This is a genomic window from Pseudomonas sp. GM50 (genome assembly GCF_000282375.1).
Lineage (GTDB): Bacteria > Pseudomonadota > Gammaproteobacteria > Pseudomonadales > Pseudomonadaceae > Aquipseudomonas.
Map to the genome: position 1 here is coordinate 53,384 of NZ_AKJK01000061.1, position 25,151 is coordinate 78,534.

At 59.3% G+C, this 25,151-nt stretch carries 27 protein-coding genes and 1 pseudogene; 2 read left to right on the forward strand and 26 right to left on the reverse strand.

Annotation, left to right across the window (positions count from 1 at the left end; translation table 11 throughout):
- Nucleotides 1-44: 44 nt before the first annotated feature.
- The 20 genes and pseudogenes from PMI30_RS14075 to PMI30_RS13980 all read right to left on the reverse strand — a co-directional run bounded on the left by PMI30_RS14075 (nucleotide 45) and on the right by PMI30_RS13980 (nucleotide 16,157).
- Nucleotides 45-1,541 carry a phage tail sheath subtilisin-like domain-containing protein gene (locus tag PMI30_RS14075; protein WP_008010175.1) on the reverse strand — a complete coding sequence of 499 codons (1,497 nt, stop codon included), beginning with the start codon at nucleotides 1,539-1,541 and terminating at the stop codon, nucleotides 45-47.
- Nucleotides 1,541-1,723 (reverse strand): DUF2635 domain-containing protein, encoded by a 183-nt coding sequence (locus tag PMI30_RS14070; protein ID WP_007907211.1) that lies wholly within the window; start codon nucleotides 1,721-1,723, stop codon nucleotides 1,541-1,543. The genes PMI30_RS14075 and PMI30_RS14070 overlap by 1 nt, the downstream gene beginning before the upstream one ends.
- The gene (locus tag PMI30_RS14065) at nucleotides 1,720-2,304 is read right to left on the reverse strand and encodes a phage tail terminator protein (RefSeq protein WP_008010176.1); all 585 of its coding nucleotides are present in this window, start codon (nucleotides 2,302-2,304) and stop codon (nucleotides 1,720-1,722) included. The genes PMI30_RS14070 and PMI30_RS14065 overlap by 4 nt, the downstream gene beginning before the upstream one ends.
- A gap of 259 nt (nucleotides 2,305-2,563) precedes the next feature.
- Complete coding sequence (locus PMI30_RS14060) at nucleotides 2,564-3,580, reverse strand: contractile injection system protein, VgrG/Pvc8 family (RefSeq protein WP_008010177.1); 1,017 nt, start codon at nucleotides 3,578-3,580, stop codon at nucleotides 2,564-2,566.
- A 9-nt stretch (nucleotides 3,581-3,589) separates the two neighbouring features.
- Nucleotides 3,590-3,802: a tail protein X gene (locus PMI30_RS14055; RefSeq protein WP_008010178.1), complete on the reverse strand. Its 213-nt coding sequence runs from the start codon at nucleotides 3,800-3,802 to the stop codon at nucleotides 3,590-3,592.
- Nucleotides 3,795-4,178 carry a phage tail protein gene (locus PMI30_RS14050; protein ID WP_008010179.1) on the reverse strand — a complete coding sequence of 128 codons (384 nt, stop codon included), beginning with the start codon at nucleotides 4,176-4,178 and terminating at the stop codon, nucleotides 3,795-3,797. Before PMI30_RS14050 ends, PMI30_RS14055 begins: the two co-directional genes overlap by 8 nt.
- Nucleotides 4,178-6,334, reverse strand: a complete 2,157-nt coding sequence (locus tag PMI30_RS14045) for a phage tail tape measure protein (RefSeq protein ID WP_008010180.1) — start codon at nucleotides 6,332-6,334, stop codon at nucleotides 4,178-4,180. Before PMI30_RS14045 ends, PMI30_RS14050 begins: the two co-directional genes overlap by 1 nt.
- 128 nt (nucleotides 6,335-6,462) lie before the next feature.
- On the reverse strand, nucleotides 6,463-7,044 hold the full coding sequence (locus tag PMI30_RS14040; RefSeq protein ID WP_008010181.1) for a phage tail assembly protein: 582 nt from the start codon (nucleotides 7,042-7,044) through the stop codon (nucleotides 6,463-6,465).
- Between the two features lie 178 nt (nucleotides 7,045-7,222).
- Nucleotides 7,223-7,729: a phage major tail tube protein gene (locus PMI30_RS14035; RefSeq protein ID WP_008010182.1), complete on the reverse strand. Its 507-nt coding sequence runs from the start codon at nucleotides 7,727-7,729 to the stop codon at nucleotides 7,223-7,225.
- Nucleotides 7,729-8,895: a hypothetical protein gene (locus PMI30_RS14030; RefSeq protein ID WP_008010183.1), complete on the reverse strand. Its 1,167-nt coding sequence runs from the start codon at nucleotides 8,893-8,895 to the stop codon at nucleotides 7,729-7,731. The genes PMI30_RS14035 and PMI30_RS14030 overlap by 1 nt, the downstream gene beginning before the upstream one ends.
- A 2-nt stretch (nucleotides 8,896-8,897) precedes the next feature.
- Nucleotides 8,898-9,107 (reverse strand): hypothetical protein, encoded by a 210-nt coding sequence (locus PMI30_RS14025; RefSeq protein WP_008010185.1) that lies wholly within the window; start codon nucleotides 9,105-9,107, stop codon nucleotides 8,898-8,900.
- A gap of 100 nt (nucleotides 9,108-9,207) precedes the next feature.
- Entirely contained in the window at nucleotides 9,208-9,909 is a 702-nt protein-coding gene (locus PMI30_RS14020; protein WP_008010186.1) for a tail fiber assembly protein, read from the reverse strand.
- A 278-nt stretch (nucleotides 9,910-10,187) separates the two neighbouring features.
- Nucleotides 10,188-11,399 (reverse strand): annotated as a pseudogene (locus PMI30_RS14015) (phage tail-collar fiber domain-containing protein); the annotation flags it as partial.
- Nucleotides 11,400-12,035, reverse strand: coding sequence for a phage tail protein I (locus PMI30_RS14010; protein WP_008010190.1), 636 nt, complete (start codon nucleotides 12,033-12,035; stop codon nucleotides 11,400-11,402).
- A complete protein-coding gene (locus tag PMI30_RS14005; RefSeq protein WP_008010192.1) occupies nucleotides 12,032-13,027 on the reverse strand; it encodes a baseplate J/gp47 family protein in 996 nt (331 codons plus the stop codon). Before PMI30_RS14005 ends, PMI30_RS14010 begins: the two co-directional genes overlap by 4 nt.
- Nucleotides 13,024-13,356 (reverse strand): hypothetical protein, encoded by a 333-nt coding sequence (locus tag PMI30_RS14000; protein WP_008010194.1) that lies wholly within the window; start codon nucleotides 13,354-13,356, stop codon nucleotides 13,024-13,026. Before PMI30_RS14000 ends, PMI30_RS14005 begins: the two co-directional genes overlap by 4 nt.
- A gap of 10 nt (nucleotides 13,357-13,366) precedes the next feature.
- A complete protein-coding gene (locus PMI30_RS13995; RefSeq protein WP_008010196.1) occupies nucleotides 13,367-13,978 on the reverse strand; it encodes a phage baseplate assembly protein V in 612 nt (203 codons plus the stop codon).
- Nucleotides 13,979-13,981: 3 nt separating this feature from the next.
- Complete coding sequence (locus PMI30_RS13990; protein WP_008010198.1) at nucleotides 13,982-14,500, reverse strand: hypothetical protein; 519 nt, start codon at nucleotides 14,498-14,500, stop codon at nucleotides 13,982-13,984.
- A 47-nt stretch (nucleotides 14,501-14,547) separates the two neighbouring features.
- On the reverse strand, nucleotides 14,548-14,898 hold the full coding sequence (locus PMI30_RS13985) for a phage holin family protein (protein WP_008010200.1): 351 nt from the start codon (nucleotides 14,896-14,898) through the stop codon (nucleotides 14,548-14,550).
- Nucleotides 14,899-15,422: 524 nt separating this feature from the next.
- Nucleotides 15,423-16,157 (reverse strand): XRE family transcriptional regulator, encoded by a 735-nt coding sequence (locus PMI30_RS13980; RefSeq protein ID WP_008010202.1) that lies wholly within the window; start codon nucleotides 16,155-16,157, stop codon nucleotides 15,423-15,425.
- A 212-nt stretch (nucleotides 16,158-16,369) separates the two neighbouring features.
- Here PMI30_RS13980 and mutS point away from each other — a divergent pair, with 212 nt between their 5' ends.
- A complete protein-coding gene (gene mutS, locus PMI30_RS13975; RefSeq protein WP_177318844.1) occupies nucleotides 16,370-18,937 on the forward strand; it encodes a DNA mismatch repair protein MutS in 2,568 nt (855 codons plus the stop codon).
- A gap of 142 nt (nucleotides 18,938-19,079) precedes the next feature.
- Nucleotides 19,080-19,403, forward strand: a complete 324-nt coding sequence (gene fdxA, locus PMI30_RS13970; RefSeq protein WP_003222178.1) for a ferredoxin FdxA — start codon at nucleotides 19,080-19,082, stop codon at nucleotides 19,401-19,403.
- A gap of 618 nt (nucleotides 19,404-20,021) precedes the next feature.
- Here fdxA and rpoS read toward each other — a convergent pair.
- The 6 genes from rpoS to ispF all read right to left on the reverse strand — a co-directional run bounded on the left by rpoS (nucleotide 20,022) and on the right by ispF (nucleotide 25,147).
- A complete protein-coding gene (rpoS, locus tag PMI30_RS13965) occupies nucleotides 20,022-21,029 on the reverse strand; it encodes an RNA polymerase sigma factor RpoS (protein WP_007907200.1) in 1,008 nt (335 codons plus the stop codon).
- Between the two features lie 106 nt (nucleotides 21,030-21,135).
- The gene (locus PMI30_RS30655; RefSeq protein WP_008010206.1) at nucleotides 21,136-21,993 is read right to left on the reverse strand and encodes a peptidoglycan DD-metalloendopeptidase family protein; all 858 of its coding nucleotides are present in this window, start codon (nucleotides 21,991-21,993) and stop codon (nucleotides 21,136-21,138) included.
- A gap of 211 nt (nucleotides 21,994-22,204) precedes the next feature.
- Nucleotides 22,205-22,840 (reverse strand): protein-L-isoaspartate(D-aspartate) O-methyltransferase, encoded by a 636-nt coding sequence (locus tag PMI30_RS13955; protein WP_177318845.1) that lies wholly within the window; start codon nucleotides 22,838-22,840, stop codon nucleotides 22,205-22,207.
- A gap of 41 nt (nucleotides 22,841-22,881) precedes the next feature.
- Complete coding sequence (surE, locus tag PMI30_RS13950) at nucleotides 22,882-23,631, reverse strand: 5'/3'-nucleotidase SurE (protein ID WP_007907194.1); 750 nt, start codon at nucleotides 23,629-23,631, stop codon at nucleotides 22,882-22,884.
- Nucleotides 23,619-24,677 carry a tRNA pseudouridine(13) synthase TruD gene (truD, locus tag PMI30_RS13945; RefSeq protein WP_008010208.1) on the reverse strand — a complete coding sequence of 353 codons (1,059 nt, stop codon included), beginning with the start codon at nucleotides 24,675-24,677 and terminating at the stop codon, nucleotides 23,619-23,621. Before truD ends, surE begins: the two co-directional genes overlap by 13 nt.
- On the reverse strand, nucleotides 24,674-25,147 hold the full coding sequence (gene ispF, locus PMI30_RS13940) for a 2-C-methyl-D-erythritol 2,4-cyclodiphosphate synthase (protein WP_007907189.1): 474 nt from the start codon (nucleotides 25,145-25,147) through the stop codon (nucleotides 24,674-24,676). Before ispF ends, truD begins: the two co-directional genes overlap by 4 nt.
- Nucleotides 25,148-25,151 lie beyond the last annotated feature (4 nt).

The window sequence follows — 25,151 nt, forward strand, 5'->3', positions numbered from 1 at the left end:
AGCCCACGCGCGGTGGGCTGAAATCACACAGTCAAAGGCAGCGATCAGGCTGCGTCGTCGTACTGCAGACGGAACTGGTTGAGCAGCGCGAACACGCGCAGGCCGTTGATGTAATCCGGCGGGAACAGCACGTTGACCCGGCTCGGGTCCTGAACATCGCGCTCGACGATCAGATGCTCGGCGAACAGCTCGGCGTTTTCTACGTGGCCTTCCAGTTCGAGCTTGGCGTACTGGGCGATCAGCTCACCGCGAATGGTGCTCGGGGTCACGATCGGCTGGCCGGCGCCGAAACGGGTGCCGTCAGAGGCCAGTTTGTGACGACCGTATTTGCTGGTGATCACGCTTTGCAGACGACGCACGATGAACGCCGACTGGTGCATGGTTTCGCTGTCCAGGTAGGAATTGTCTGCCTGGCCGTAGGCGTTCTTCTGATAGGTGGTGATCGAACGCTGGATGCGCACGTAGCCGCCTTCGTAGTACGCGGTAGCGATGCCGTAGTTGAGCAGCGACTGACGCTCGGTCAGGGTGAAACGCTCGCTGGCCGGTGCCGGGTCGAGACCGGGCAGGCTGCCGCTTTGAGTCGGACGGCTGGCGTCGGCAGAGATGAATACCGAAGTGCGCGCAGCCAATGCGGCGGCCTGCACCCAGAACGGTTGCGGTACGCCCGGTTCCAGCGCCTGAATGGTCATGTGCTGATCGTTACGCGCTTGACCGGCCGCCACCAGAGTACCGATGGTGCCGCGCTTGGCGCTGTAGACGTGACCGAACAATTGCTTGGCCCAGGACCAACGACCGGTGCTGTCATCCATGACGGCTTGCCAGGTGTTGAGGGTCGACAGATCCGACCACGGCATGCAGATGAACTCGAACGGTTCATCGCCCAGCGCCGCCACGGCGGCCACTTGATCCGGCACACCGGCACCGCCGGTCATGGCAGTGATGGCCGAGGTCAGGCCTGCCGGGGTTTCTTCGCCGTTGCTCTTGCCCAGGCGATTGAATTGCAGGCTGATGTCATTGCCGCTGTCGCCAGTCCATTTGGCGCTCAGGGTGACCACACCGTCGACTGCTGCAGCGCTGACTGGCAGATCGGCGGAGGCATTGATTTTCAGTGCCAGGGCCGTGGCCGCTTGCACCGCAGTGGCACCATTGACGATGGCCGCCTGAACGCGAACGCCGCCGACGTAAAGGTTGAGCACACCGCTCTGGGTCGCCGCACCGGTCAGGGTCAGCACGCCTTTGGCAATGCTGCCTTCAGTGTTGTGCAGCGGCAGGCACCAGATCTCGCCGATCGGGTCGGTCTTGCGCCAGGTTTCATACATCGAGGCGAGCATCGAGCCTTGGCCGCCAATGCTTTTGGCCAGCGCCACGCTGGACACCAACACCAGTTTGCCAACATCAGCCGGCGCGATGTTGTCGTTGACCTGAGCGACGATCAGGCGGCGCATGGCCGACGACGCGCTATTGGCGGCCGAGTTGTCCATTTCGGCGTAGAACAGCGGAACACGAATGTCCGTGGGGATGTTGCTGAATCCGATCGCCATTATTTGGCTCCCTGTGGTTTCGCCGCTTTCACGGCTTTGGTAGTGATATCGCCATCGGCCAGACGTCGACGCCACCAGGCGTTGTCCGGCACTTCACGGCCCTCGAGGGGCAACAGATCGCCCGCTTCCGGGTCCGGCACAACACGGCCCGGGGCCGGCAGCACGGTGATGCGTTTGCTCATGGGGTTACGTCTCCAGAGAAAGTCAGTTCCAGGCGCCCGTCGGGGCCTGGGCGTTGCAGATTGGGGTCCGCCGGATCGATCGCATCGACCCGCACGGTGACCCCGGTAAAGGACGACAAACCGTCCAGTTCACGCTCGTGCCAGCTCTCCGCCGGTTGACCCGGCAGATTGCGGCCGAGCTGGAATTCAGCAAAAAAGCGCAGGCGATACAGCACGCGACTGCTGTTGATCGAAACCAGTTCGCCGCCGTCGTACTCGATGGCTTCGTAGTCGCTGCCGGGTTTGAAACCCACCAGTGCGCGCCACAGCTCGGCGCGCAAGTTGTGCAATTGATCCAGCGCTGCCGCGGCGTCCGTGGTGTCGAGCACCAGGGTCACTTCGAAGCGGTCGCGGATGGGTTGCAGCATCAGGTTTTGCGCGAGGCTCTTGCTCGCCACATCGGCAATCGGCACCACATAGGCGCAGGGTGTTTGCAGCGGGGTGTTGGCTTGCAGCGTGGCGAGATCGATGCCGGCGGCCACGCGATTGGCCAGGGTCGGGCATTGCTCACGCAGCTGCGTGAGGATCGGAGTGATCTTCATGAGGGCGCTCCAGTTGTATGGAAGGTGCAGTCAGAAACCTGTGGGAGCGAGCCTGCTCGCGATGGCGGTGGGTCAGGCAACATCGATGTTGAATGTGCTGCCGTCTTCGCGAGCAGGCTCGCTCCCACAGGGGATCTCGGGTGTATGCAAGGGGTGTGCGGACACACTGGTCTGCTCGCGAAAGCGGTGGGTCAGTCAACATTGATGTTGGATGTGCTGCAGCCTTCGCGAGCAAGCCCGCTCCCACAGGGAGTTGGTGTCAGGTCTTGGCGTCCAGGCAGGTCGCCTCGATCGTGCAGCGATAGCTTTTTTCCCGGTCGCCGGTGGCGGTGACCTTGTCGATCGACCAGCGACCGCGCATGAAATCCGGCCAGGAGGGGTCCAGCAGCACGATCCCTTCAGCGGACAATCCCGGGTTGCCAGGGCATGCGATCGTCACCTTGAGTGCTTCACGCATCATCCGGCGCACCTCACCTTCGCCGGCGGCTCGGGCATCGTCTGCGCTCTGGTAACGCTGGCGAAGGGTCTTGAACGGCGCGATGCCGCTCTCCTCGACACGCACTTTGCCGGCCGCCGCATCCCACCAACTGGTCTTGCAACCCTGGTATTTCGCCCGGGCGGTTTCATCCAGGACGGCGGAGATAAAGGCCTGATCGCCTGGGCGATTGTTGGTCGTCACCGACAGCTTTATGGTCGGCAGGACTTTGCCCGATAACGACTTCGCCTGCCCTCGCCGAGCCAGCACATACAGCTCGTTGACCGGTTTAGCGACGGCGTCATGCAGGTAGGCCAGTCGCGTCAGAAAACCCATGTCGGTTTCGTTGGACTGATCGATGTGCCCGATTTTTATCAGCGACAGGTCCGGGGCCACACGAGGGGAAAAACCGTGCCTGGACGTCAACTGGCGAAACAGCGCACCCAAGGTCGTCGGGCCATGGCTGACCGACCGGCGCTGCTTGAATCCGGTCTGATCCGCCGCACTGAACGGCGCCGCCGTGGCCACCAGCGTCAGACGCAGGGGAAACAGGGTCGGGGTGCGCCGGGTAATGACGAATTCGCCTTTATCCACCAGCCCCGACTCCAGATAACCGACCCGAAGACCGATTTTTCCGCCGAGACTCGGTAATCCTTCAAGCCCATCCAGACTGATCGTGAGCGTCAGTTGATCGGACTCGATCCCCGCCGCATCGATGTGCGTCCAACTGAGCAACCGTTCGTTGAGCAGCGCAGCGTTCGCGCCGTAAATTTCCACCGCAGGCGTGAAACCCAGTGACATGCTGCCTCCTTAATCCCAGGCCGAAACCGGTGTGGGTGCAACGGGTTTTGAATCCACGTCCGGCAGGGCAACCCACACTCCCGCCGGCAATACCGGCCCCCATTCGGCAAGCCCCGGATTGAGACGCCAGAGCGCTTGCTCGGCGGCATCGTCACAACGCTCAAGCTCGCGGTACAGCAACAGATTCACCGAATCACCGGCAATACTTCGAACCCTACGCATTGGCAAACTCCGTCAATTCGATCACCCAGCCGACCACCATCGCGGTGCCGTCATCAATGACGTCACTTTGGGTTTCCGACACCTTGTTGATCTGCCACAGGCCCCAGTTGCGGCCGATACCGTCAACCAACGGCACAGGGATGCGCAGCGCCTGCAATGCACGCAACTCATCGAGCCGATCCATGGCGGTCGCGTACATCGACTTGCCCGTTATTGTCAGCCCTTGCAGGCCTTGGCCGATCTGACTGGATTTTGGTTTGCTGGTGAGAATGTCGATGCTCTTCCAGCCGCCATCCGAGGTGCGCACCAGACTGTGGTAGGCGAAGTTTCTGGACAGGCCGAAAATGAAACTGCCCAACGCCATTTGCTGACGCATCATGTACCTCCGTCGGTCAGGGCCGCGTCACTTCGCATGGCGAGTGAGTTGGGCATGGTCATCAATCCGAATTGGCCGGTAATCTGTTGTACAACCAGGTTCGCCAACTGACTGGCGCTGGCCTGATCCTGGCCATTGATGTAGATGTTCGCGGTCATTGCATTCTGCTGACTGGTTGTTTGGGCGCTGGTCAGGTCTTTGCTGATCTGGTCTGGAGCGGCGAGCTTGTCAGCGGGTTTGGCGAGTTTTTCACCCAGCCATTCCCCTCCCCAACTACCCGCCATACCACCCAACAAGCCACCGATCACCCCACCGACTGCGGTGCCCAGAATAGGCACCACGCTGCCGATCATGGCGCCGGCAGCAGCGCCGGCATAAGTACCGGCGAGCCCGCCACCGGCGGAGCCCAGCGCTCCGCCGACCGCTTTGTTATCACCCGCCCGCAGGCCTTTGACGACATCGTAACCAGCGCTGAGCAGCATCAGCGGCGCGACCCGTTTGGTGACTGCCGAGCCCATTCTGGCGGCACCCAGCAAGCGACTCCCGGTCGACATACGCGGCAGCTTGGGAGCGCTTTTGGGGATGGGCTTGATCGCAGCTTTTGCAGGAGCAGTGCCTTTTTGGGCCCTGCCGCCTCGGGGTTGTTTCTTGCCCTTACGGCCGCGTTCCTTGGCATCAACTGTCAGATCCCCCGCTTCGGGAATAGGTCGTGCACCTGCCAGAGCCAGAAGTTTCGTCGCGGCAGCAGTGATGGCCGAGGCCATCGCCACCTTGATTTCAGCACCACGCGCCAACGCAATGGCCCCTGCGAGTACGAGCAATCCTGCGGTAGCTTTCGGTTGTGCTTCAGCGACCCCGCTCAAGCCATCGGCCAACGCGCCGAGCGATACCATCAAGCCGTCGGTCAACGGCGCCAAAGCATTGCCGCCCGCCGCGAACATCCGGTTTTTACTGGCATCCAACGCATTCCAGCGCCCTTGCGAGGTTTCTCCCAGCGCTTCGGCGGTTTGCGCTACCGAGCCCGTGAACTTCGGCAACGCGCCATCTTTGGTTCTTTCGGACACCAACAAAAGAGCCTTTTGGGCATCTTCCGGCTTCTTCAGCAGTTCAAGAATCCCCGCGTTATCGCCAAACAGTGTCTTGGTCAGCGACTGCTGTTCTTGCACTGGTTTGTTCTTCAGTGCTTCAAGCACCTGGTTAATCGTTCCGAGTGGGTCCGTACGCAGGCCATCGGCGACCATCTCGGGATTGAATTTGGCGTCCAGTTCTGTCCAGGCCTTGCGCTGCTCCGGTGAAGCCGTATCGCCCTTCGCCAACCCCGAGGTGAAACTTTTCAAAGCCACACCGGCACCGGACTTGTCCGCTCCACTGTTCAAGAACGCCGCCGCGAGAGCCGCCACCTGTTCAGGCGTCAAGCCTGAAGCGATACCAACTTCGCCACTCTGCTGCACTACAGAGCCGATATCGGCCGCTTTGACATTCAGGCCGCTGTTGCCGAGATGGTTGGTCGCATCCGCCAGGCTCAGGCTTTGTCCGCGATCCAGCTTCATCGAGGTGCGCCAGCCCATCAGCATCTCGCTGGCGGCCTTGACGTCGAGATTGAACGCCGACGCCGTCACTGCGCTATCGCGGGTGAAGTTCAGCAGTTCGTCCTGCTTTTTAGCCGGGTCGAGCCCATCCCCGATCCCCGCCTTCGCCGCCGCCAACTCGACCTGGGCCAGTTGAACCGCTGTTGCCCCGCTCGGAGCAACCTGCTTGTCCGTGGCCATTTTTTGGTTGGCCTCCGACAGTTTCTGCAACTGGACATTGTCCAGTTTCAGCACCTGGTTGAGCTCTACCATCGCCAGCTCAGTCGCCATCGCAGACTTGAGCAAATCCGGTGGCGCACGCTGATCAACCTCAGCCTTGAGCTTTGACTTTGGCTCATTGCCTGCCGCCGGCGCCGATGCATTCGCCTTGAGCAGCGACTGCTGCGACGACAGGGCAATGTTCAGCAACGCCAAGGTTTCACGCAGCTTTACCTGCTCCGACACCAGCAGACGAATGTCGAGGCTGGCCGTGGTCAGTGCCAGGTTCAGCCCCGACGTTTCAGACGCGCTGCCGAGTTGCGGCAATTCGATGCTCGCACCGGACAGCGAATACTTACTGTCTGCCATCCCGCTCTACTCCTGTTTCACGCCAAGGCGAGTGATCGCGATGTCGTAACGGCGCAATGCCTTGCCGGCGTCCCACTCCAGAATTTCCGCTTCACTTACTGAGTAAATGAGCGGCACTACATCGAGAATTACTTCGATGTCGCGCTCCGAAAGAAGTCCGCCGGTTTGTTTAAAAAATCGTCAATGCGTACCTGAAGCTGTGTCCAGTCAGGCACGGTCAGCAGGTCCAGATCGGGAAGCATCAGACCGGTGCAATGGGCGGTGATGAACTCGGCGCGCTCCTTGGCCGTCTTGAGTTTTTTCATCGCCTTGGTGGCGCGCAGTACCGGCATTTCCAGGGTCAGCGAAGTCATGCTGCGTCCCGCTGCGCTGAGCGGTTGCAGCAGTTGCACTTGATCGGGGTCTACCGATTGTTCGCCCTGCGCTTGCTGTTCAAGAAAGTACGCAGCAGGGCGAGTCGACATCTCATGCACGTACTGCGCGATGCTCACGTAGTCCGGGCGTTTGAGCTGGTCGAGCTCCTTGACCGACAACCCGGTGGCCAGCCTGGCCAGTTCGAAGAACTGATCGTCCTCATCATCGCCAGCACGGGCCAGGGCCTCTTTCTGCGCGGCGTAGAACAGTGGTTTGAGCTGAATCTGCTCGATTGTCGACTGATCGTCGGCGGTGATCGGCGACAACAAGACGTGAACAGGAGGCGTCCAGGACATGAAATGAATTCCTTGGTGAATCATGGAAGAGTGCTGTGCAGGGAACAGTTCGCCACAATCCTTGTGGGAGCGAGCCTGCTCGCGATAGCGTCGGGACAGTCAACAATGATGTTGAATGTGATTCCCTCATCGCGAGCAGGCTCGCTCCCACAGGTTGTATGCCTTGCTGACCTTGGTGTTACGGCAGCAACACAGCCCGGCGGGCGTCGCCGAGAATGTCGACGCCGTTAAGCACGAACTTCTGAGTGCGTACGTCGATGTCGATCACCGGGATGCCATTTTCCAGACGGTTGTAGGTGCGGCAGGACAGCTCGAGGGTGGTCTTGGGCTTCTCGTTCATTTTGAGAACGGCTTCCTCAAGGGATTTCAGCTTGCCGCCGACGGTGTGGTAGGTGAACCAGGTGTTGCCGTCCTGATCCTGTCCGGCTTCACGCACGTTCAGCAGAATGTCGTCGCCCAGTTTCACACCCAGGGCGAGCATGATTTCTGGACCAGAGCCTTGCAGAATCAGCTTGGAGGTCAGCGCCTTGCCGCTTTTGGCCATTTCCTCGCCGATGAAGCGACCGCCGACCATGTTTTCCATCTCGAATTCGATCTTAGGCGGGGTGAATTCTTCCACAGTCGCCGACAACGGCAGGCCTTGCAGGGTGGCCGCGATGGCCTGTCTTACGCGGTTGGTAAACATTAGAGAACGTCCTCCAGGAACTGCTCGATGATTTCATCGCGGGCGTTGAGTTGATAAATCATGTGTTCGTTCGGCGCGTAGCGGCCGTAGTCGATGACCACGTACCAGGTACCGTTTTTGTACTTCTCGACGCTGTTCAATTCCGGGTGCAGGTACACGCTGCCCCCAGGGATGGTTTCGTCGGCGACCAGGGTTTGCAGCCAATCGTTGATGCGCTTGACCTCCTGATCCATGAACGATTTGGTCAGGTTCTTGGCCATGGCCTTCTGACCGGCTTTCACCAGCTTGCGACTGATCGCATCTTCGAGGCCGACGTAGCTGATGAACTTGCCGGTGATGGAGCGGTTACCCAGCAGCGAGAAGCCGCCAAGGATGGTCCGGGCGTAGTAGCTGATACCGTAGCGGTTGAGCAGATCGCCTTCGGTGGAGGTGTCGAGGATGTTGTATTCCACGACACGCGAAACGTCTTCGGCGTAGGTCACCTGGTTGCCCGGGCTCTCCCATTGCTTGACTTTGGCGAGCGCAGCGATGGCCAGGCTCGAAGGCGCCAGGAAGACGTTTTTCTTCGCGGCCTTGGAGTAAACGGCCGGCATGTTGTGCACCACCAGGCAGCGGTCGAAACCGAGGTCCGCGCCGCCCAGTTCCTGGCTGTAAGTCACTTGATCGGCGACCGCGGCGTCCTTGCCGTCGAGTACTACCCGTGCCTTGATGCGCTTGCCGAACGAAGCAAACTCGCTGGCCACAGCCTTAGTGCCGGTGAAGCCCGGCGCGCCGATGATGGTCAGGTCTTCCGGGACACTGCCCAGCGCGGCCAGACCCAGTTTGCGACCGGTCAGAGGCTCAACACCGCCGATGACATTGTTCAGCGTGTCGGCCGGGGTCGCGCCCTCTTCGACGATGACCACGTAGACCGGCACCTTGACCACTTTGAGGATCTGGAACACCGCGTGGAACAGCGTGCCCGACTCGGTGCCGGTCGGATCCAGCAGTGCCTGGGTGGTGAAGCTGTTGATGCGGAACGGCGCATTGCGCGGAATCAGCAGATCCGCTTTCGGCGCTGTGCCGACCAGACCGATGACGTTGTCCCCCAGGCCACCCATGGCCTCGGGAGATTCAGTGGCATTGACGGTAATGCCATTGTGCTCGAAGTTCAAAACCTCAGCCATGGTTATTCAGCCTTCTTGGCAGCGGCCTTCAAGGCCTTGGTGGATGTAGAGGCCGATTCGGCGGCCTCGGTTTTTTTCAGCTCCAGACGACCAGCGCTGCGCAACGCACTGGCCTCCACATCGAGCAGGTCGAGTTCTTGGCCGACGCTCGACCAATGGCCACCCCCGGTGGGGAATGGGAGGAGCACGGTGTAGGTTTGGCGTAGTGCCATTTGGGTTTCTCCAGATACGAAAAAGCCCCTTTTGAGGAAGGGGCTGTCGGGTGTTGTGTGGTGTTTGGCGGATAAGAAAACGCCCCGGCGGTGCGGGGCGTTATTCGGGAACACTGAAGGTTTCCAGGGGGGGGTCGTCAAAGCCCTGCGCTACCAGCCAGGCAGCCGCCAAGGCATCGTTCGGGCTGGTCGGCCATTCACTATCCTGGGGTAGCTCACCAACGATATCGACACGATTCAGTTCAACGCCGTAGATTTTCCAGGACCTGAGATCCGCGATCTCGACTTCAGTGGCAATTTCCAGATCAAACGCGTTCTGCAATGTGGCAATCATGTTTGCGCTGAACTGAGTCAACAGCAGTTTCTTCCTGGCGGCTTTCTTTTTCAGAGCCTCTGCATTCGCGGCTTCATCAAAAGTCCATTTATCGTCCTGCCATTTATCGAACTCGGTTGCCGGGGCTTCGCGTGTATAGCTTTCGGGCAAATCGCCCAACATGTCCCAGACTTGCGCCTCACCCGTTTCGGTGCTGTAGACAGTCAACCCACGATAGTCCGCAACCAGTTTCCAACCGTCACCTGTAACCTTGACCGCGGTGTGTCCTGGCTCCGGCGTTGGCGGCTCACACTGATAAGCATGCGCGGGGATCAACCAAGTAAAAGGTTCCAAAGGACTGGGGTCCGCTAGCCCAGTGCCGATGAACTCACCGGTGGCGGGGTGCACATTGCAAATGGTCGGTGATGTGACCTCATCAGCGAGCCACCAGGACACCTCGCCTTTAACGGCCGTGCGTTCGTCTGACATTCTCAAAAACTCCAATGTGGTTCTGATTAATATTTGATACAGGCGAGAAAAGCAGTGTTGAGTGGTCTGGCTTCAGGGCCACCGGAACTGGCAATGGTGATCGAGTGAGTGTGATCACCTGCAGCGCTGGTCGTTGGCCCCGTAGACCCATAGTAGGGCTCGTCACCCCATATAGCATTGCCGTCTGTACCTGGCCCACGATCCAGATTTATCCACATCGAGTGTGTATGGTTCCCGGCTACCGCCGCACTACCAGTGTGTACGTGAGCGGCGTTCTGACTCGTCTGAGCACTGCCGAAAACACGACCCGGGTCGAGGTTTCTCCCGTCATCGACCCCTCGATCGAAATGAGCACGAGAGTCCGGCAGATTGAATGTAGTGGAACCATCCCCTGCCCCATACAGTGTGCCGATCCTCGCGAACAGCGCAGCATAGGTTGTTCGCGATACCGCGGCCCCATTGCGTTTCAAAAAGCCGGCGGGCGGCGTTGTCATGGCGAAGTGCGTTACCTCCCCCACACGATCACCCGCCACGCCAAGTGCCAATGCTTCGACCTGCACCTTGGTGTAAACATCTGTCAGTCCATACCCCGCCACCGTGGTCGGATTGTCACCCGCAATGGCTCGACCGTACTTATCAACGGTCACCCCCCGATAGCTACCAGGCAGAATGCCTGTCCTGCCCGCGAGCATTTCAAAAATCAGCGCTGTAGTACCCAGAGTGATTGGACCGTTGGTTGTCAGGTGCCACAGAGAGTCGCCGTTCGTTACCCCTTCTTCGACCATGACCGTCAGGCCGGGCGTTACTTTGGTGCTGCTATTGGCATCGAAGGCCCGCGACCAACCGTTATTGGACACAACCCAGATGCCACTGTCTTTGGCTAGCGTCTGATAGGGCAATAACACACGATCACCAGCGACCACTGCGACGCCGTCAATCTGCTGAGCCCCGCTTAACACGACATTGGCCGTAGCCGCCGCGCGCACCGATTGTTTGCCATCCAGCCTGGCCAACTCATCGGAGAGATAGCCCATCACCCAGGCCCGCGTTGCCTTGACCACGGTGTCATCAATCAACAACGTCACCAACGCCGCATTGCTGGTCTCGAAAATAGAACGAATATAAAACTCTTTCCCCGACCCTGACGTCGCCAACACCGGTTTGAACGACTCCGGATACTTGACGATGGCATACAGAATGCCGGTATCAGTCCACAGCCCAGCCTCACGCACATACCAGCCACCGACGTCAGGCGGGATAGTCACTTCGGCCAGCAACCAGCTCGGGTTTTTCTCATCCTGGAACAGCGCATTGAGTGGCCCGCGCCACACTTCACGTTTGAGCGCCGTGGCAGTGGCGGCCGGGTTGTAAACCGCGCCGCCGCCATCACCGACGGAAATCTGCGACAACTTGATCGGTACGCCCGCCGCCTTACAGGCGGTTTCGTAGGCGATCCCCGCGTTGGTGAGCAGGGTGTAATAGTCGGCCATTTAGGACCCCTGTGGATAAATAGTGGAGGTTTCGACGGTGTAGAGCCCGGCGGCCATGAAGGCCTGACCCGAGGCTTCAAGCCCTTCGATGACAATCGGATAAACCGTGGTCAGCTCACCGCACACGGTGGCGGCGCCGATGACGTGAGTGCCGAATGCACTCAAGCCTACCGAGACCGACAAGATGTCCCGTTCGCTTTTGGCATCGGCCAGGCGACGGTCAAGGCGGGCGTCGATCTCTTCGCTGTAAGGCTGTTCGGTAAAGGCCCTGACGGAAAAACTGTAAGGCTGGCCTGGCGGCGTTTGCTCATACCAGGCGCGCACCTCAGGCATCAATTGCAAACCTTTGGCCGCGCTCTCCAGCGCCTTTCGCGTCCCGGCCTGCCGCGCAGTGGGCCATGCGAGCTCTACCGTCAGGCGTTTTTCCGCCTCGGCCGCCTCGGAGCTCCACTCGCTGACCCCGCGATCCGCCGCCAGATACGGCAAGAACGCCAAGGGCGTTGCAGTCGGGTTCATCAGCTCGGGGAACGGCGGCGCGATGCGATCGAGCAACGTGCCGAAACCAAGATCGAGGGCCTTTTCCAAGGGTGAGCTGTTGACTGGCAGCAGGCTCGGGCGAGACGTTTGTTCACTCATAACGTGTCCACCTCCACCTCGACGCCGGTGCAATACGGGGCCTCAAAGGCCGTCGTCACTATCGGCGCCAGCGGCTCAAGGATTTGCAACTGAACCGCGCCAGCGCTGTGCAACGTGTAGTCGATCCAGCTCGGGTCCACCCGCCCTTCCAGTCGGTGACAAGAATCGGCATACGCCTGCAACTGCTGTTGCGCGGCAACCTTGGTCAGCCCCGAATCGGGACCGGCGTTGATCTTGGCCACGACCCGGATTTTGTAGTTCTTGATGTGCGCGCCCTGCACGATGACCCGATCCGTTTCCGGTCGTACATCAGGCCGGGCGAAATGCTGGCGAACACCATCTAGCAGCGCTTCGGATGGTGTGCCATCGCCCTCTCGGGAAAGCACCGTGACCGTGACTTCGCCTGGAGCGGTGCGGCGCCCGTTGCCGTCCTTGACCTGCGCCGCGTAACCGTCCGGGTCGAAGGTGTAAGTGACCGTCACCACACCCGCCGCCGCGGTTTCCACCTTCACGGCAGGCCGTTCACCAAGGGTGAAAATCTCACGCCGATACTGCATGCGAGAGCCGGCTGCCGGGGCATGCGGCGCCAGGTAATAACGCAACCGGGCGTCGTTATCACTCTCAAAGATTGGGGCCACCGGTGGGAACGCCGCCGGGTCGCCCGGGTCCAGCAACTGGCGCTCAAGCCCCATGTCTGCGAGGCGCGCATCGAGATTGGTCCCGGTAGCCCACCACGCCAGCATCTGCTTGATGCGGGCGTTGTATTTGCGTTCATGGGTTTGCAGACGCACACAAAAGGCTTCAAGGGCCAGGGTCAGCAACTCGCTTTCATTTTCCAGGCTGACTGCAAGCTTGGCCGCGCTCTCGGGGGAACGGGTGCCGACGTACTCGACGACGAAGGTTTTGAACTCTGCGAGCAAATCCTCGAACGCTTCGATCGTGACGATTGCCGGTTCGGCCAACTGGTTCTGGCCGGGGATCAACATGCTCATGCCATTACCTCGAAAGTCTGTTGGCGATTTTTCCAGGTGCCGGCGAAACGCAGTAGCAGCCCGGCACCGCGGCGACTGGCGACAATGACTTGTGGCTCGAAATCGTCGATGCCGTTGTACTGGTTGTAAAACGCTTGGGCCGCATGGCTTTGGGCAAGAATCAGCAGGTCGTCGCCGAGGTTCTGCCCCAGCAATTCAGTGAGTGCGCAGCCATATAAAGGACGCTTCTGACGAGTGCCCAAAGGCGTGGTCAGCGCCCGGGTGGCGCGCTGCACAAACTGCAGCCAGTCGTCGACCGTCGCGCCGGTGTTTCTATCGATTCCGATCATGGGAAGCTCTTTATGCAGTACTGATGACGCGGCCCTGGTGATCCACCAATGGGCCGCTCAGATGCACACCGGAAGCGTCGAGCCGCAGGCCGACGGCGCCCAGTTGCAATTCGATGGCCTCAGGCGTCATCGCCAGCCTCGCCGGGCCGATGCTCAATTCAAGCGTTTCGCGAGAACCGGTAAACGCCGCCGGGCCGTTTTTCCAGTGCAGAACATGACTGGCGTCGTCGTAACCGCTTTCCGTGCCGTCCTGATAGAGGCGACGCGTCAGCGATGCCTGTGTCGAGACGGGCGGAAACTGACCGCCATTAAGACCGAACAACGCCACCGACTGCCCGCCGCCCTCACCGCCGCCATGGTTGAGCAACAGACACTGCTCGCCCACGGAGGGGATCCGCGACTCGCTCTGTGCGCCGGCACTCGGATTGAAAAACCGGATCGCCGGGGTGAGCAGCTCACCATGACTGACCTTGCAGGTGTTGCTGGCCGCATCGACCTCCTGACAAACGCCGATGCGACAGAAACTGTCGGCACGCCGATGCAGGTCTTCAAGCTCGGTTTCCATCTCGGCCAGACGCTCGATGATCGGACCCAGCTGCATACGTAAAAGCGCATCAAACATGGGTCAGGCCTCGAGTGCGGTGTATTGATCCGGGTCGTCGATGTTCGACACCTCCCAGGTGCGGGCGAACTTTGGAATACCCAGCGGGTCCTCGAGCAGCGTTGGGCCGAGGTACAGGGTTTGGGTAAATGAAACGGTCCAGGCGGTGTACTCCCGTGTTTCGCTGATGAACGCGGATGGGATGCCATCAATGTTCATGGGCAAATCACATTGGTCGCCCGACAGATTCCAGCGATTGTCGGTGATCAGATTTTTCAATTCGCTGGCCAGGTCGCAAGCCGCCAATCCTGTGCCTGTGCCGGGAAATACGACTTGCAAGGAAATCGTCAGGACATGAGCGATACGTCCGTCGTTGGCACGATTGCCCGGCGCATCGCGTTCGATGGCGATCAGCACCCAGGGCTGATCGCCGGAGCCGTCGAAGTCTTGATGACCCCCGGCCTTCAAGCCAGGAATGGTGATGCGCAACGTCTCGGCAATGGCGGAAAACAGCTGCGACGGTTTTTCGATGACGGCGGGCATTAATGGCCTCCTGTTCCTGTAGCAACGCGAAGATCAGCGACGCCGGTTCACTGTTGATCGGGGCGAGAATCGCGCGGTGGTACTTCGCAAACGCCAATCCGCTTGGCGGCCCAGCGTTCATAAAGCCCGATGGCCACGTCCGCCCCGGCCATCGCCGTCAGGCAGCCAAAGGCACCGGCGGCCCAGATCGACACACCGGCGGCGTACAGCAGCATGATTGCCGAGACCCCGCAGATCATGCAGGCCCCGGAGCGCAGCGCCAGACGCCGCAGCAGCGACCAGCCGCGGGCGCCCTCCTTGTCGGCACGCCACATTTCGCCGGACACCCCGCCCACCAGGGCGAGAACGATGACCAGCCAGATCGGCATGTCCAGCAACGCTTGTTGCTCGTTTGTCATGTCACGCCTCCTGGGGGTGATTGATGAGTGATGTGTGTTGGATTCAAGCGATGTCTCTTGAGGTAGGCATTCCAAAAAGCCCGATGTTGGCCGGGCTTTTCAGTAATGCGGTCCTTCGCCTTCCTTTAATCCTGTGTACAAAAAAGGAAGCTGATCTTTCGGCGCTACTGGCGCGGTACGGATCGATTCAAATTGTTTTTCCGACCGCGGTCCCTACCCGCCGGATAACTGCTTCTGGTGCTTTACGCTGCACACCCGGGTCAGTTGCCAACCCTCTGAACCGTTGAGGCCGGTTCATCGCTGCCTTTGTGGTGGAACTAAAGAGCTTCGTTTCGAGCCGCCTTGTTGGGCGGCTTGAGACAAAGAATATGCATGGATGCATATACAGTCAATGCATAAATGCATTTATTTATGCATTGAAAATGCACAGGCGCATGAAAGCCCCGCAAGCAAAGGCGTTGGCGGTTTTTCGATAGGCGAAAAAAAACCCGCCGGGCAGCGGGTTCTATCTGACAGCGGTGAGATTAACGGGCGTACATGCCCCACCAGAAGACGTGACCGAGGATGACAATCTGCTCTTCCTGGATCTCCTGGAAGCTGTAGTCCTCGTCCGGATGCTCATCGCGATTGAAGCTGCGCAGGCGAATCCCTGTCGGCAGGCGATAAAGCTGTTTCACCCGCAACTGGCCATTGTGGTTGATGGCGTACAGGTCGCCGTCGACGATGTCGCCAATCCCGCATTTACCGGCATTCACCCCGACCGTGGCGCCATCGCGCAGTACCGGCAACATGCTATTGCCGCGCACGGTCACGCATTTGGCCTGATCGAACTGCACGCCGTTGTGGCGCAAGCTGCGCTTGCCGAAGCGCAGGCTAGAGCGCTCGCTCTCTTCAATGACGAATCTTCCTGATCCAGCAGCCAATTCAACCTCGCGAAGAAAGGGGACCGACACCTCGTCATCATCGACTGGCGTATCGTCGTCCCACAGGCTTATATCCTTGAGTTCCGAGTGCGACTCATCGCGCCCAGCGTTGGCGGCGGACGAGACATCCGCACGGCCACGCAACTGATCGGTGCTCACGGAGAAGTATTCGGCAATCTTCGAAATATGTTTATCCGAAGGATCGACGATCTTCCCGCTGAGAATGCGAGAGAGAGTGGATTGAGGCACGCCGGTGCGACGGTGAAGCTCCGTGGGGGAGATCCCGTGCTGGTCGAGCAGTGCTCTTAAGACGGTAGAAACATTGCGTTTTTGCATAACGCGCATAGTGCTTGATCTTTTTTCGGAAGACAAATGCTGATTTGCATAGATCGTGCATAGCCCGCAGAAATGTGCCTTGGCGCTTTCATGCCTGCGTAGGTCGGACTGCCCATGTTAACCTTGCGCCCATCGCGGAAAAGCCGGGCCGATGCCCCTCCTTTGCCCTACACCTTTCAACGAGTTTTCCTGAATTTCCGATGAATAAAGCCATTTCCGATCTGTCTTCCCACACCCCGATGATGCAGCAGTACTGGCGCCTGAAGAACCAGCACCCTGACCAGTTGATGTTCTATCGCATGGGTGACTTCTACGAGATCTTCTATGAAGACGCGAAGAAGGCCGCCAAGTTACTGGACATCACCCTGACGGCTCGTGGGCAATCGGCGGGGCAGGCGATTCCGATGTGTGGGATTCCTTACCACGCCGCGGAAGGTTACCTGGCGAAACTGGTGAAGCTCGGCGAGTCGGTGGTGATTTGTGAGCAAGTCGGCGACCCGGCCACCAGCAAGGGCCCGGTGGATCGTCAGGTAGTGCGGATCATCACCCCCGGCACGGTCAGCGATGAAGCGCTGCTGGATGAACGTAGGGATAACCTGATCGCGGCGGTGCTGGGTGATGAGCGTCTGTTCGGTCTGGCGGTGCTGGACATCACCAGCGGCAACTTCACCGTGCTGGAGATCAAGGGCTGGGAAAACCTGCTGGCGGAACTGGAGCGGGTCAATCCGGTAGAGCTGATGATCCCGGACGACTGGCCGAAAGACCTGCCGGCGGAAAAACGTCGCGGGGTTCGTCGCCGTGCGCCGTGGGATTTCGAGCGCGACTCGGCGCTGAAAAGTCTTTGTCAGCAGTTTTCTACCCAAGACCTGAAAGGTTTCGGCTGCGAGAACCTGACCCTGGCCATCGGCGCTGCTGGCTGCCTGCTCAGCTACGCCAAGGAAACCCAACGCACTGCCCTGCCGCATTTGCGCAGCCTGCGTCATGAACGCCTGGACGACACCGTGGTGCTGGATGGCGCGAGCCGTCGCAACCTGGAACTGGACACCAACCTGGCCGGCGGTCGCGACAACACCTTGCAATCGGTGGTCGACCGCTGCCAGACCGCCATGGGCAGCCGCTTGCTGACTCGCTGGCTGAACCGTCCGCTGCGGGATTTGACCGTATTGCTGGCGCGTCAGAGCTCGATCACTTGCCTGCTCGACGGTTACCGCTTCGAAAAACTGCAACCGCAGCTCAAGGAAATCGGCGACATCGAGCGGATTCTGGCGCGGATCGGCCTGCGCAATGCCCGTCCTCGTGACTTGGCGCGTCTGCGCGATGCCCTCGGTGCACTGCCAGAGTTGCAGGTAGCGATGGCCGAGCTTGAAGCCCCGCACATCATTCAACTGGCGGCGACCACCAGCACCTATCCGGAACTGGCGGCGCTGCTGGAAAAAGCCATCATCGACAACCCGCCCGCCGTCATCCGTGACGGCGGCGTGTTGAAAACCGGTTACGACAGCGAACTCGACGAACTGCAATCGCTCAGCGAAAACGCCGGGCAATTCCTGATCGATCTCGAAGCGCGTGAGAAGGCCCGCACCGGCCTGTCGCACTTGAAGGTCGGCTACAACCGGATTCACGGCTACTTCATCGAACTGCCGAGCAAGCAGGCCGAGTCGGCACCGGCGGACTATATCCGTCGCCAGACCCTCAAAGGTGCCGAGCGCTTCATCACGCCGGAGCTAAAGGCGTTCGAAGACAAGGCGCTGTCGGCCAAGAGTCGCGCCCTGGCCCGCGAGAAGATGCTCTACGAAGCGTTGCTCGAAGACTTGATCGCCCAGCTGCCACCCTTGCAAGACACGGCCGCCGCATTGGCCGAGCTGGACGTGCTGAGCAACCTCGCCGAGCGCGCACTGAATCTGGACCTGAACTGCCCGCGCTTCGTCAGCGAGCCGTGCATGCGCATCACCCAGGGTCGTCACCCGGTGGTCGAGCAAGTACTCACCACGCCGTTCGTGGCCAACGACCTGAGCCTTGACGACAATACCCGCATGCTGGTGATCACCGGTCCGAACATGGGTGGTAAATCCACCTACATGCGTCAGACCGCGTTGATCGTGCTACTGGCACATATCGGCAGTTTCGTGCCGGCGGCCAGTTGCGAATTGTCCTTGGTGGACCGAATCTTCACCCGAATCGGCTCCAGCGATGACTTGGCGGGTGGTCGTTCGACCTTCATGGTTGAAATGAGCGAAACCGCAAACATCCTGCACAACGCCACCGAGCGCAGCCTGGTGCTGATGGACGAAGTCGGTCGCGGCACCAGCACATTCGACGGTCTCTCCCTGGCCTGGGCGGCGGCTGAGCGTCTGGCGCACCTACGGGCCTACACACTGTTCGCTACCCACTATTTCGAACTGACAGTACTACCAGAAGCCCAGCCACTGGTGGCCAACGTGCACCTCAATGCCACCGAACACAACGAACGCATCGTGTTCCTGCACCACGTGTTGCCTGGACCTGCCAGCCAGAGCTATGGCCTGGCGGTTGCGCAGTTGGCCGGTGTGCCGAGCGAAGTGATCGTGCGTGCTCGTGAGCATCTGAGCCGACTGGAATCCACGGCGCTGCCTCATGAAGTTCCGAAGCCGGCCAAAGGCAAACCGGTCACGCCGCAGCAGAGCGACATGTTCGCCAGCCTGCCGCACCCGGTGCTGGATGAACTGGCCAAACTTGATCTGGACGACATAACACCGCGTCGTGCACTCGAAATGCTCTATACACTAAAGACACGGATCTAACGCACTTGCCTGCAAGCTGTTAGAATCTCGCGCGGTTTGGGATGCTGCAGGCTAATAGCCTGACCTGCAGACTATCGCTCTCAAACCTGGCGACCCCAACGTGAAGGGGCTCCGCTGCCGCCGCCTGAGGAGAAAATTAGAAATGACCTTCGTCGTCACCGACAACTGCATCAAGTGCAAGTACACCGACTGCGTAGAAGTCTGTCCGGTGGACTGCTTTTACGAAGGCCCGAACTTCCTGGTGATTCACCCGGATGAGTGCATCGACTGCGCACTGTGCGAACCAGAATGCCCTGCCGTGGCCATCTTCTCCGAAGATGAAGTTCCGGAAGATATGCAGGAATTCATTCAGCTGAACGTTGAGCTGGCGGAAATCTGGCCCAACATCACCGAGAAGAAAGAATCGTTGCCCGATGCCGAAGAGTGGGATGGCGTCAAAGGCAAGATCAAAGACCTCGAACGCTGATTCCCCCCGCGTTCTCGAAAAGGCCCCTCGTGGGCCTTTTTGCTTTTCCAAAGATCAAAATATCAAAAGATCGCAGCCTTCGGCAGCTCCTACAGAGATTGTGCATGCTCGTGAAATCACGGGTGTACGCGGTTTGTGTAGGAGCTGCCGCAGACTGCGATCTTTTGATCTTTTGCTTTTCTGCAGGCAAAAAAAAGGGGCGGTATGACCCGCCCACATTTTTTCCCTATTCCTTGTGTTCCTTTTCATCGTCCTGATGAATCGCTTCCTGCGATATCCATTCCCCTCATCCTTGAAGGGCGTGTCTATCCGTCGACACAGTTCAGATACTAGAGAGTTCCCCACCAAGAGCAATCAGCCTCTGTCGCTGAAATCGACTGTCACACGCCGTTAATCTAAAAAAATAATCATATAAATCAATAACATAAATAAACACCACAGGTTAAATAGACAACTGCCAGGGTGTAAAAATAACGAACACTTACGAAAGAGTAAGCAAAGACTTACAGCACGAGACTACAAACCTGAGGTGGTGCAAAAAACAACGCACCTCTCATATTCCCGGCAACAAAAAGCCCCAAACCAGTTGGGGCTTTCTGTACCGGCTGAACGAATTGCTTATTGGAACAGCGACTCGCTCGACAGGCCGTTTTTCTCGAGAATTTCCCGAAGACGCTTGAGGCCTTCAACCTGGATTTGCCTGACCCGCTCCCGGGTCAAGCCGATTTCCAGGCCTACGTCTTCAAGTGTGCTGCTCTCGTGACCTCGCAAGCCGAAGCGGCGTACGACCACCTCGCGTTGCTTGTCGGTCAGCTCCGAGAGCCACTGATCGATGCTCTGTGACAGGTCGTCGTCCTGCAACAGTTCACATGGATCGGTCGGGCGGTCGTCGGTAAGGGTGTCCAGCAGGGTTTTATCCGAATCCGGACCCAGCGAGACGTCGACCGAAGAAACCCGCTCGTTCAGGCCGAGCATGCGCTTGACCTCGCCTACCGGTTTCTCCAGCAGGTTGGCGATTTCTTCGGGTGAGGGTTCGTGATCGAGCTTTTGAGTCAGCTCCCTTGCAGCTCGCAAGTACACGTTGAGCTCTTTGACCACATGGATCGGCAACCGGATGGTCCGGGTCTGATTCATGATCGCGCGCTCAATGGTCTGACGAATCCACCAGGTGGCGTAGGTCGAAAAGCGGAATCCGCGTTCGGGATCGAACTTTTCTACTGCCCGGATCAGGCCGAGGTTGCCCTCTTCGATCAGGTCCAGCAGCGACAGCCCACGATTGACGTAACGCCGGGCGATTTTCACCACCAGCCGCAGGTTGCTTTCAATCATGCGCTTGCGTCCGGCCGGATCGCCACTTTGCGACAAGCGCGCAAAATGAACTTCTTCTTCCGGGGAGAGCAATGGGGAAAAGCCGATTTCGTTGAGGTACAGCTGCGTGGCATCGAGTGCCCGTGTGTAGTCGATGTACTTGTGTTGCTTAAGCGAAGCGGAGTGTTTGGATTTGGCACGAACGGAAGGTGGTGCATCCCCTTCATCATTCGACATCGAATCCGTGGCGATGCCGGTCTCCATCAGGAGAACCTCATCGTCGATGTCAAACTCCGGCACTTCTTTACTGAGAGCCATTGTTATAGTCCTTTGGTGAGTTCGACCTCAAGCTCAAGCGGCGCCTTGATCCTTGGCAACGCTGGAGCCTGTTCCCTCTACGTGACGGAACAGGCTGGCTAACAAATCAACGACGTGGCAGGAATTGCAGCGGATCTACAGGTTTACCTTGTCGGCGAATCTCAAAATGCAGTTTCACCCGGTCTGTACCCGTTGACCCCATTTCGGCAATTGTCTGTCCGACTTTGACCTGCTGCCCCTCCCGAACCAACAGCCTGCGGTTATGTCCGTAGGCACTGACGTAGGTATCGCTGTGTTTGATGATGACTAATTCGCCGTAGCCCCTTAAGCCACTCCCGGCGTATACCACCGTCCCATCAGACGCAGCTAAAACAGGCTGTCCCAAATCTCCGGCGATATCAATTCCTTTATTCAAACTACCGTTTGAAGAGAATTTACCAATCAGAATGCCATTAGAAGGCCACCCCCAGCCCGTCGGGGCCGGACCGGCAGGAGGCAGTGGCGCGGGTGCCGGCTTGTTGGCGACGGACGGTGCAAGCACTGTTGTAGTGGTCGTCGCGCCATTTGCCTGGCGCCGAATTACGGTGGTTTTACTCGACGACGAAGGCGAAGAACTGGACGAACTCACTACCGCCGTCGGCGTTGAACCGCTGTGACCGTCGAAGCGAATTGTCTGACCCGGATGGATCGTGTAAGGCGTAGGAATGTTGTTCCGTGCCGCGAGGGCTTTGTAGTCCCAACCGTAGCGAAAAGCGATGGAGAACAAAGTGTCCTTAGGACGGACAACGTACTGTCCGGTGGTCACGGCCGGACGCTGGGCGACCGCCTTGTTGCGATCGACGACGCTCGCACTACCTGATTTGGTGCTGGAACAACCAACCAGCAAGGTACTCAAGACAAGGCCAGTCACCAGACGCTGAAAGCTCGTTATACCCATTCGCTGCGCAATGACTGTGAGACTCACCCGCCGCTCCCTTTGTGGTGGCTGAAAATATGGATTGCCGTGCTCCGGCACGAAATATCGCAAGTATAACGGGCCGAACAGGCTTTACCTTTAATGAAGCGGATTCGCTTCGCGCACACGTTTGCTGCCTGACGATGAATTCTGTTTAACCAATCGATGCCGCTGTAAGACCCGGGCAATCGAAGAGAATTCAGCGTGCTTAAACAAATGCTCAGGCCAACGGCCCGTTGAGCAATGGCACAAAGCGCACAGCCCCCAGAACACGCCTGGAAAAGCCCTGTTCTTCACGAATGATCAACATCAATTGTTGAACTTCACCGGAGCCGACCGGAATCACCAGTCGCCCACCCGGTGCCAACTGATCGAGCAGTGCTTGAGGCACGTCGGTGGCCACTGCGGTGACGATGATGCCGTTGTATGGCGCCAGTGCCGGCCAGCCTTCCCAGCCATCGCCCCAGCGAAACACCACGTTGCGCAGGTTCAGCTCCACCAGGCGCTCCTTGGCCCGGTCTTGCAGAACCTTGATGCGCTCCACGGAAAAAACCCGCTCGACCAATTGTGACAGCACTGCCGTCTGGTAACCCGAACCGGTGCCGATTTCCATCACCTTGTCCAACGGACCGGCTTCCAGCAGCAGCTCGCTCATGCGAGCCACCATATAAGGCTGGGAAATGGTCTGGTTATGCCCGATCGGCAACGCCGTATCTTCATAGGCGCGATGAGCCAGCGCCTCATCGACGAACAGATGACGCGGGGTGCGGCGGATGACTTCCAGCACCTTGGCGTTGGATATTCCCTCTTCATAGAGGCGCTGAATCAGACGCTCACGGGTCCGTTGGGAGGTCATCCCGATACCGCGATGCAGAATATGGTCTTGTTCACGAGACATTAACGCAGCCCCTCCAGCCAGCCATCGAGACTTCTGAAGGCATCATTAAAGGTGCGATCCAGTTGCAGTGGCGTGATTGAAACATAGCCTTGCATCACCGCATGGAAATCGGTACCCGGGCCGCCATCTTCAGCGTCCCCCGCCGCGGCGATCCAGTAACCGGATTTACCACGCGGGTCGACCACTTTCATCGGTGCCGCGGCGCGGGCGCGATGGCCGAGGCGGGTCAGCTGGATACCGCGGATGTGCTCCAGTGGCAAGTTGGGAATGTTCACGTTCAGTACCGTGCGCGGTGGCAGATCAAGGTCCGCGTGAGCCTCTACCAGTTTGCGCGCAAAATAAGCGGCTGTGGGAAGGTTCTCTACTTGCCGTGAGACGAGCGAAAAGGCAAACGAAGGACGCCCAAGGAAACGTCCCTCGAGGGCCGCCGCCACGGTGCCGGAATACAGCACATCATCCCCCAGGTTGGCCCCCAGGTTGATGCCGGAAACCACCATGTCCGGCTCGAGCTCCAGCAAGCCGTTAAGGCCCAGGTGTACGCAGTCGGTGGGTGTGCCGTTGAGGCTGATAAAGCCATTGGCCAGAGTTTGCGGGTGCAACGGACGGTCGAGCGTCAGCGAGCTGCTGGCGCCGCTTTTGTCCTGGTCCGGGGCGATAACCACACATTCGGTGTAATCCGCCAGCGCAGCATAAAGCGCGGCGAGACCGGGTGCGGTTACCCCATCGTCGTTAGAAATCAGAATACGCATGGGCTGTCCGTCTGCCCCACCGGCACCAGATCGACGAGTTCACGCACCAATACGGTGGCGAAGCATCCGGCCGGCAGGACGAATTCCAGTTGCAGAATGTCAGGTTCGGGATAATGCCACGTCAACCCACCAATGGGCAGCCGCAGGATGCGACGTTCGTGGCTCATTCCAGCGTTAATCAACCAATCGCGCAGATCCGCTTCGCGCGCGGCGATTGCCTGCTCCAGTTCATGGACAGCGCCTGACGTCGGCGAGTCACCTTCGCCCCACTGCGGGCCGGTCGGGTGCAGGTCGAGAATCGCCAGACGAGGGTCGCTGCATTCGGCCTCACCGGCCGGGAAGAAACTGCGGCTGTCGGTGAATGCCAGCAGATCGCCCACCTGGGCGCGCTGCCAGGTGCCATCGGCGACGCGCGCCGCCAACACTTGATTGAACAAAAAGCTGCGTGCGGTGGAGAGCAGCCGCGAACGTACGTTGCGTTGTTCCGGCAGGGCCTTGCGCGCCGCCCAGGCACGAGCATCGACCACGTTAGCGCCGTCAAAGCCGAAACGCTGGGCGCCGAAATAATTGGGAATACCTTGCTTGGCGATCAGTTGCAGACGCTCTTCGATCGCCGCCTTGTCACCGGCGAACTGGGTCAAGCGCAAGGTGAAGCCGTTGGCCGAGTGGGCACCGCGTTGCAGTTTGCGTTTATGCCGACCGGTCTTGAGGATTTTCAGCGTGTCGTTTTCCGCCGCCGACAGATCAGGATCGGCCTTGCCTGGCAGTTGCACGCTGAACCACTGGCGAGTCAGCGCCTGACGGTCCTTGAGGCCGGCATAGCTGACGGTGCGCAACGGCACACCCGCCGCCTTGGCGATGCGCCGTGCCGCTTCTTCAGTATTCAGACCGCGCTTTTCCACCCAGATCCACAGGTGTTCGCCATCACCACTGAGGGGGATATCAAGCACCTCATCGACCTGAAAATCTTCCGCTGTGGCTTTCAGTACAGCGGTACCGAGAGCCTCACCATAGGCCCGGGGGCCAAGCAATTGCGCCTCGTTCATGCGCGCAGCAACAAGGCAACGGAGTGCACGGCAATGCCTTCTTCGCGGCCGACAAAGCCGAGCTTTTCGGTGGTGGTAGCTTTCACGTTCACTTGATCCAACTCAACTTGAAGATCCGCGGCAATCAGCGCGCGCATCGATTCGATATGCGGGGCCATTTTCGGGGCCTGGGCGACGATGGTGTTATCGACGTTGCCGACTTTCCAGCCCTTGGCGTGGATCAGCGCGACAACGTGACGCAACAGCACACGGCTGTCGGCGCCCTTGAATTGCGGGTCGGTGTCCGGGAAGTGCTTGCCGATATCACCCAGCGCGGCAGCGCCGAGCAAGGCATCGCTCAAGGCGTGCAGCAGGACGTCACCGTCGGAGTGAGCGAGCAGCCCGAAGCCATGTGCAATACGCACGCCGCCCAGAGTAATGAAATCGCCTTCAGCGAAACGGTGCACATCATAGCCGTGGCCAATACGCATAAAA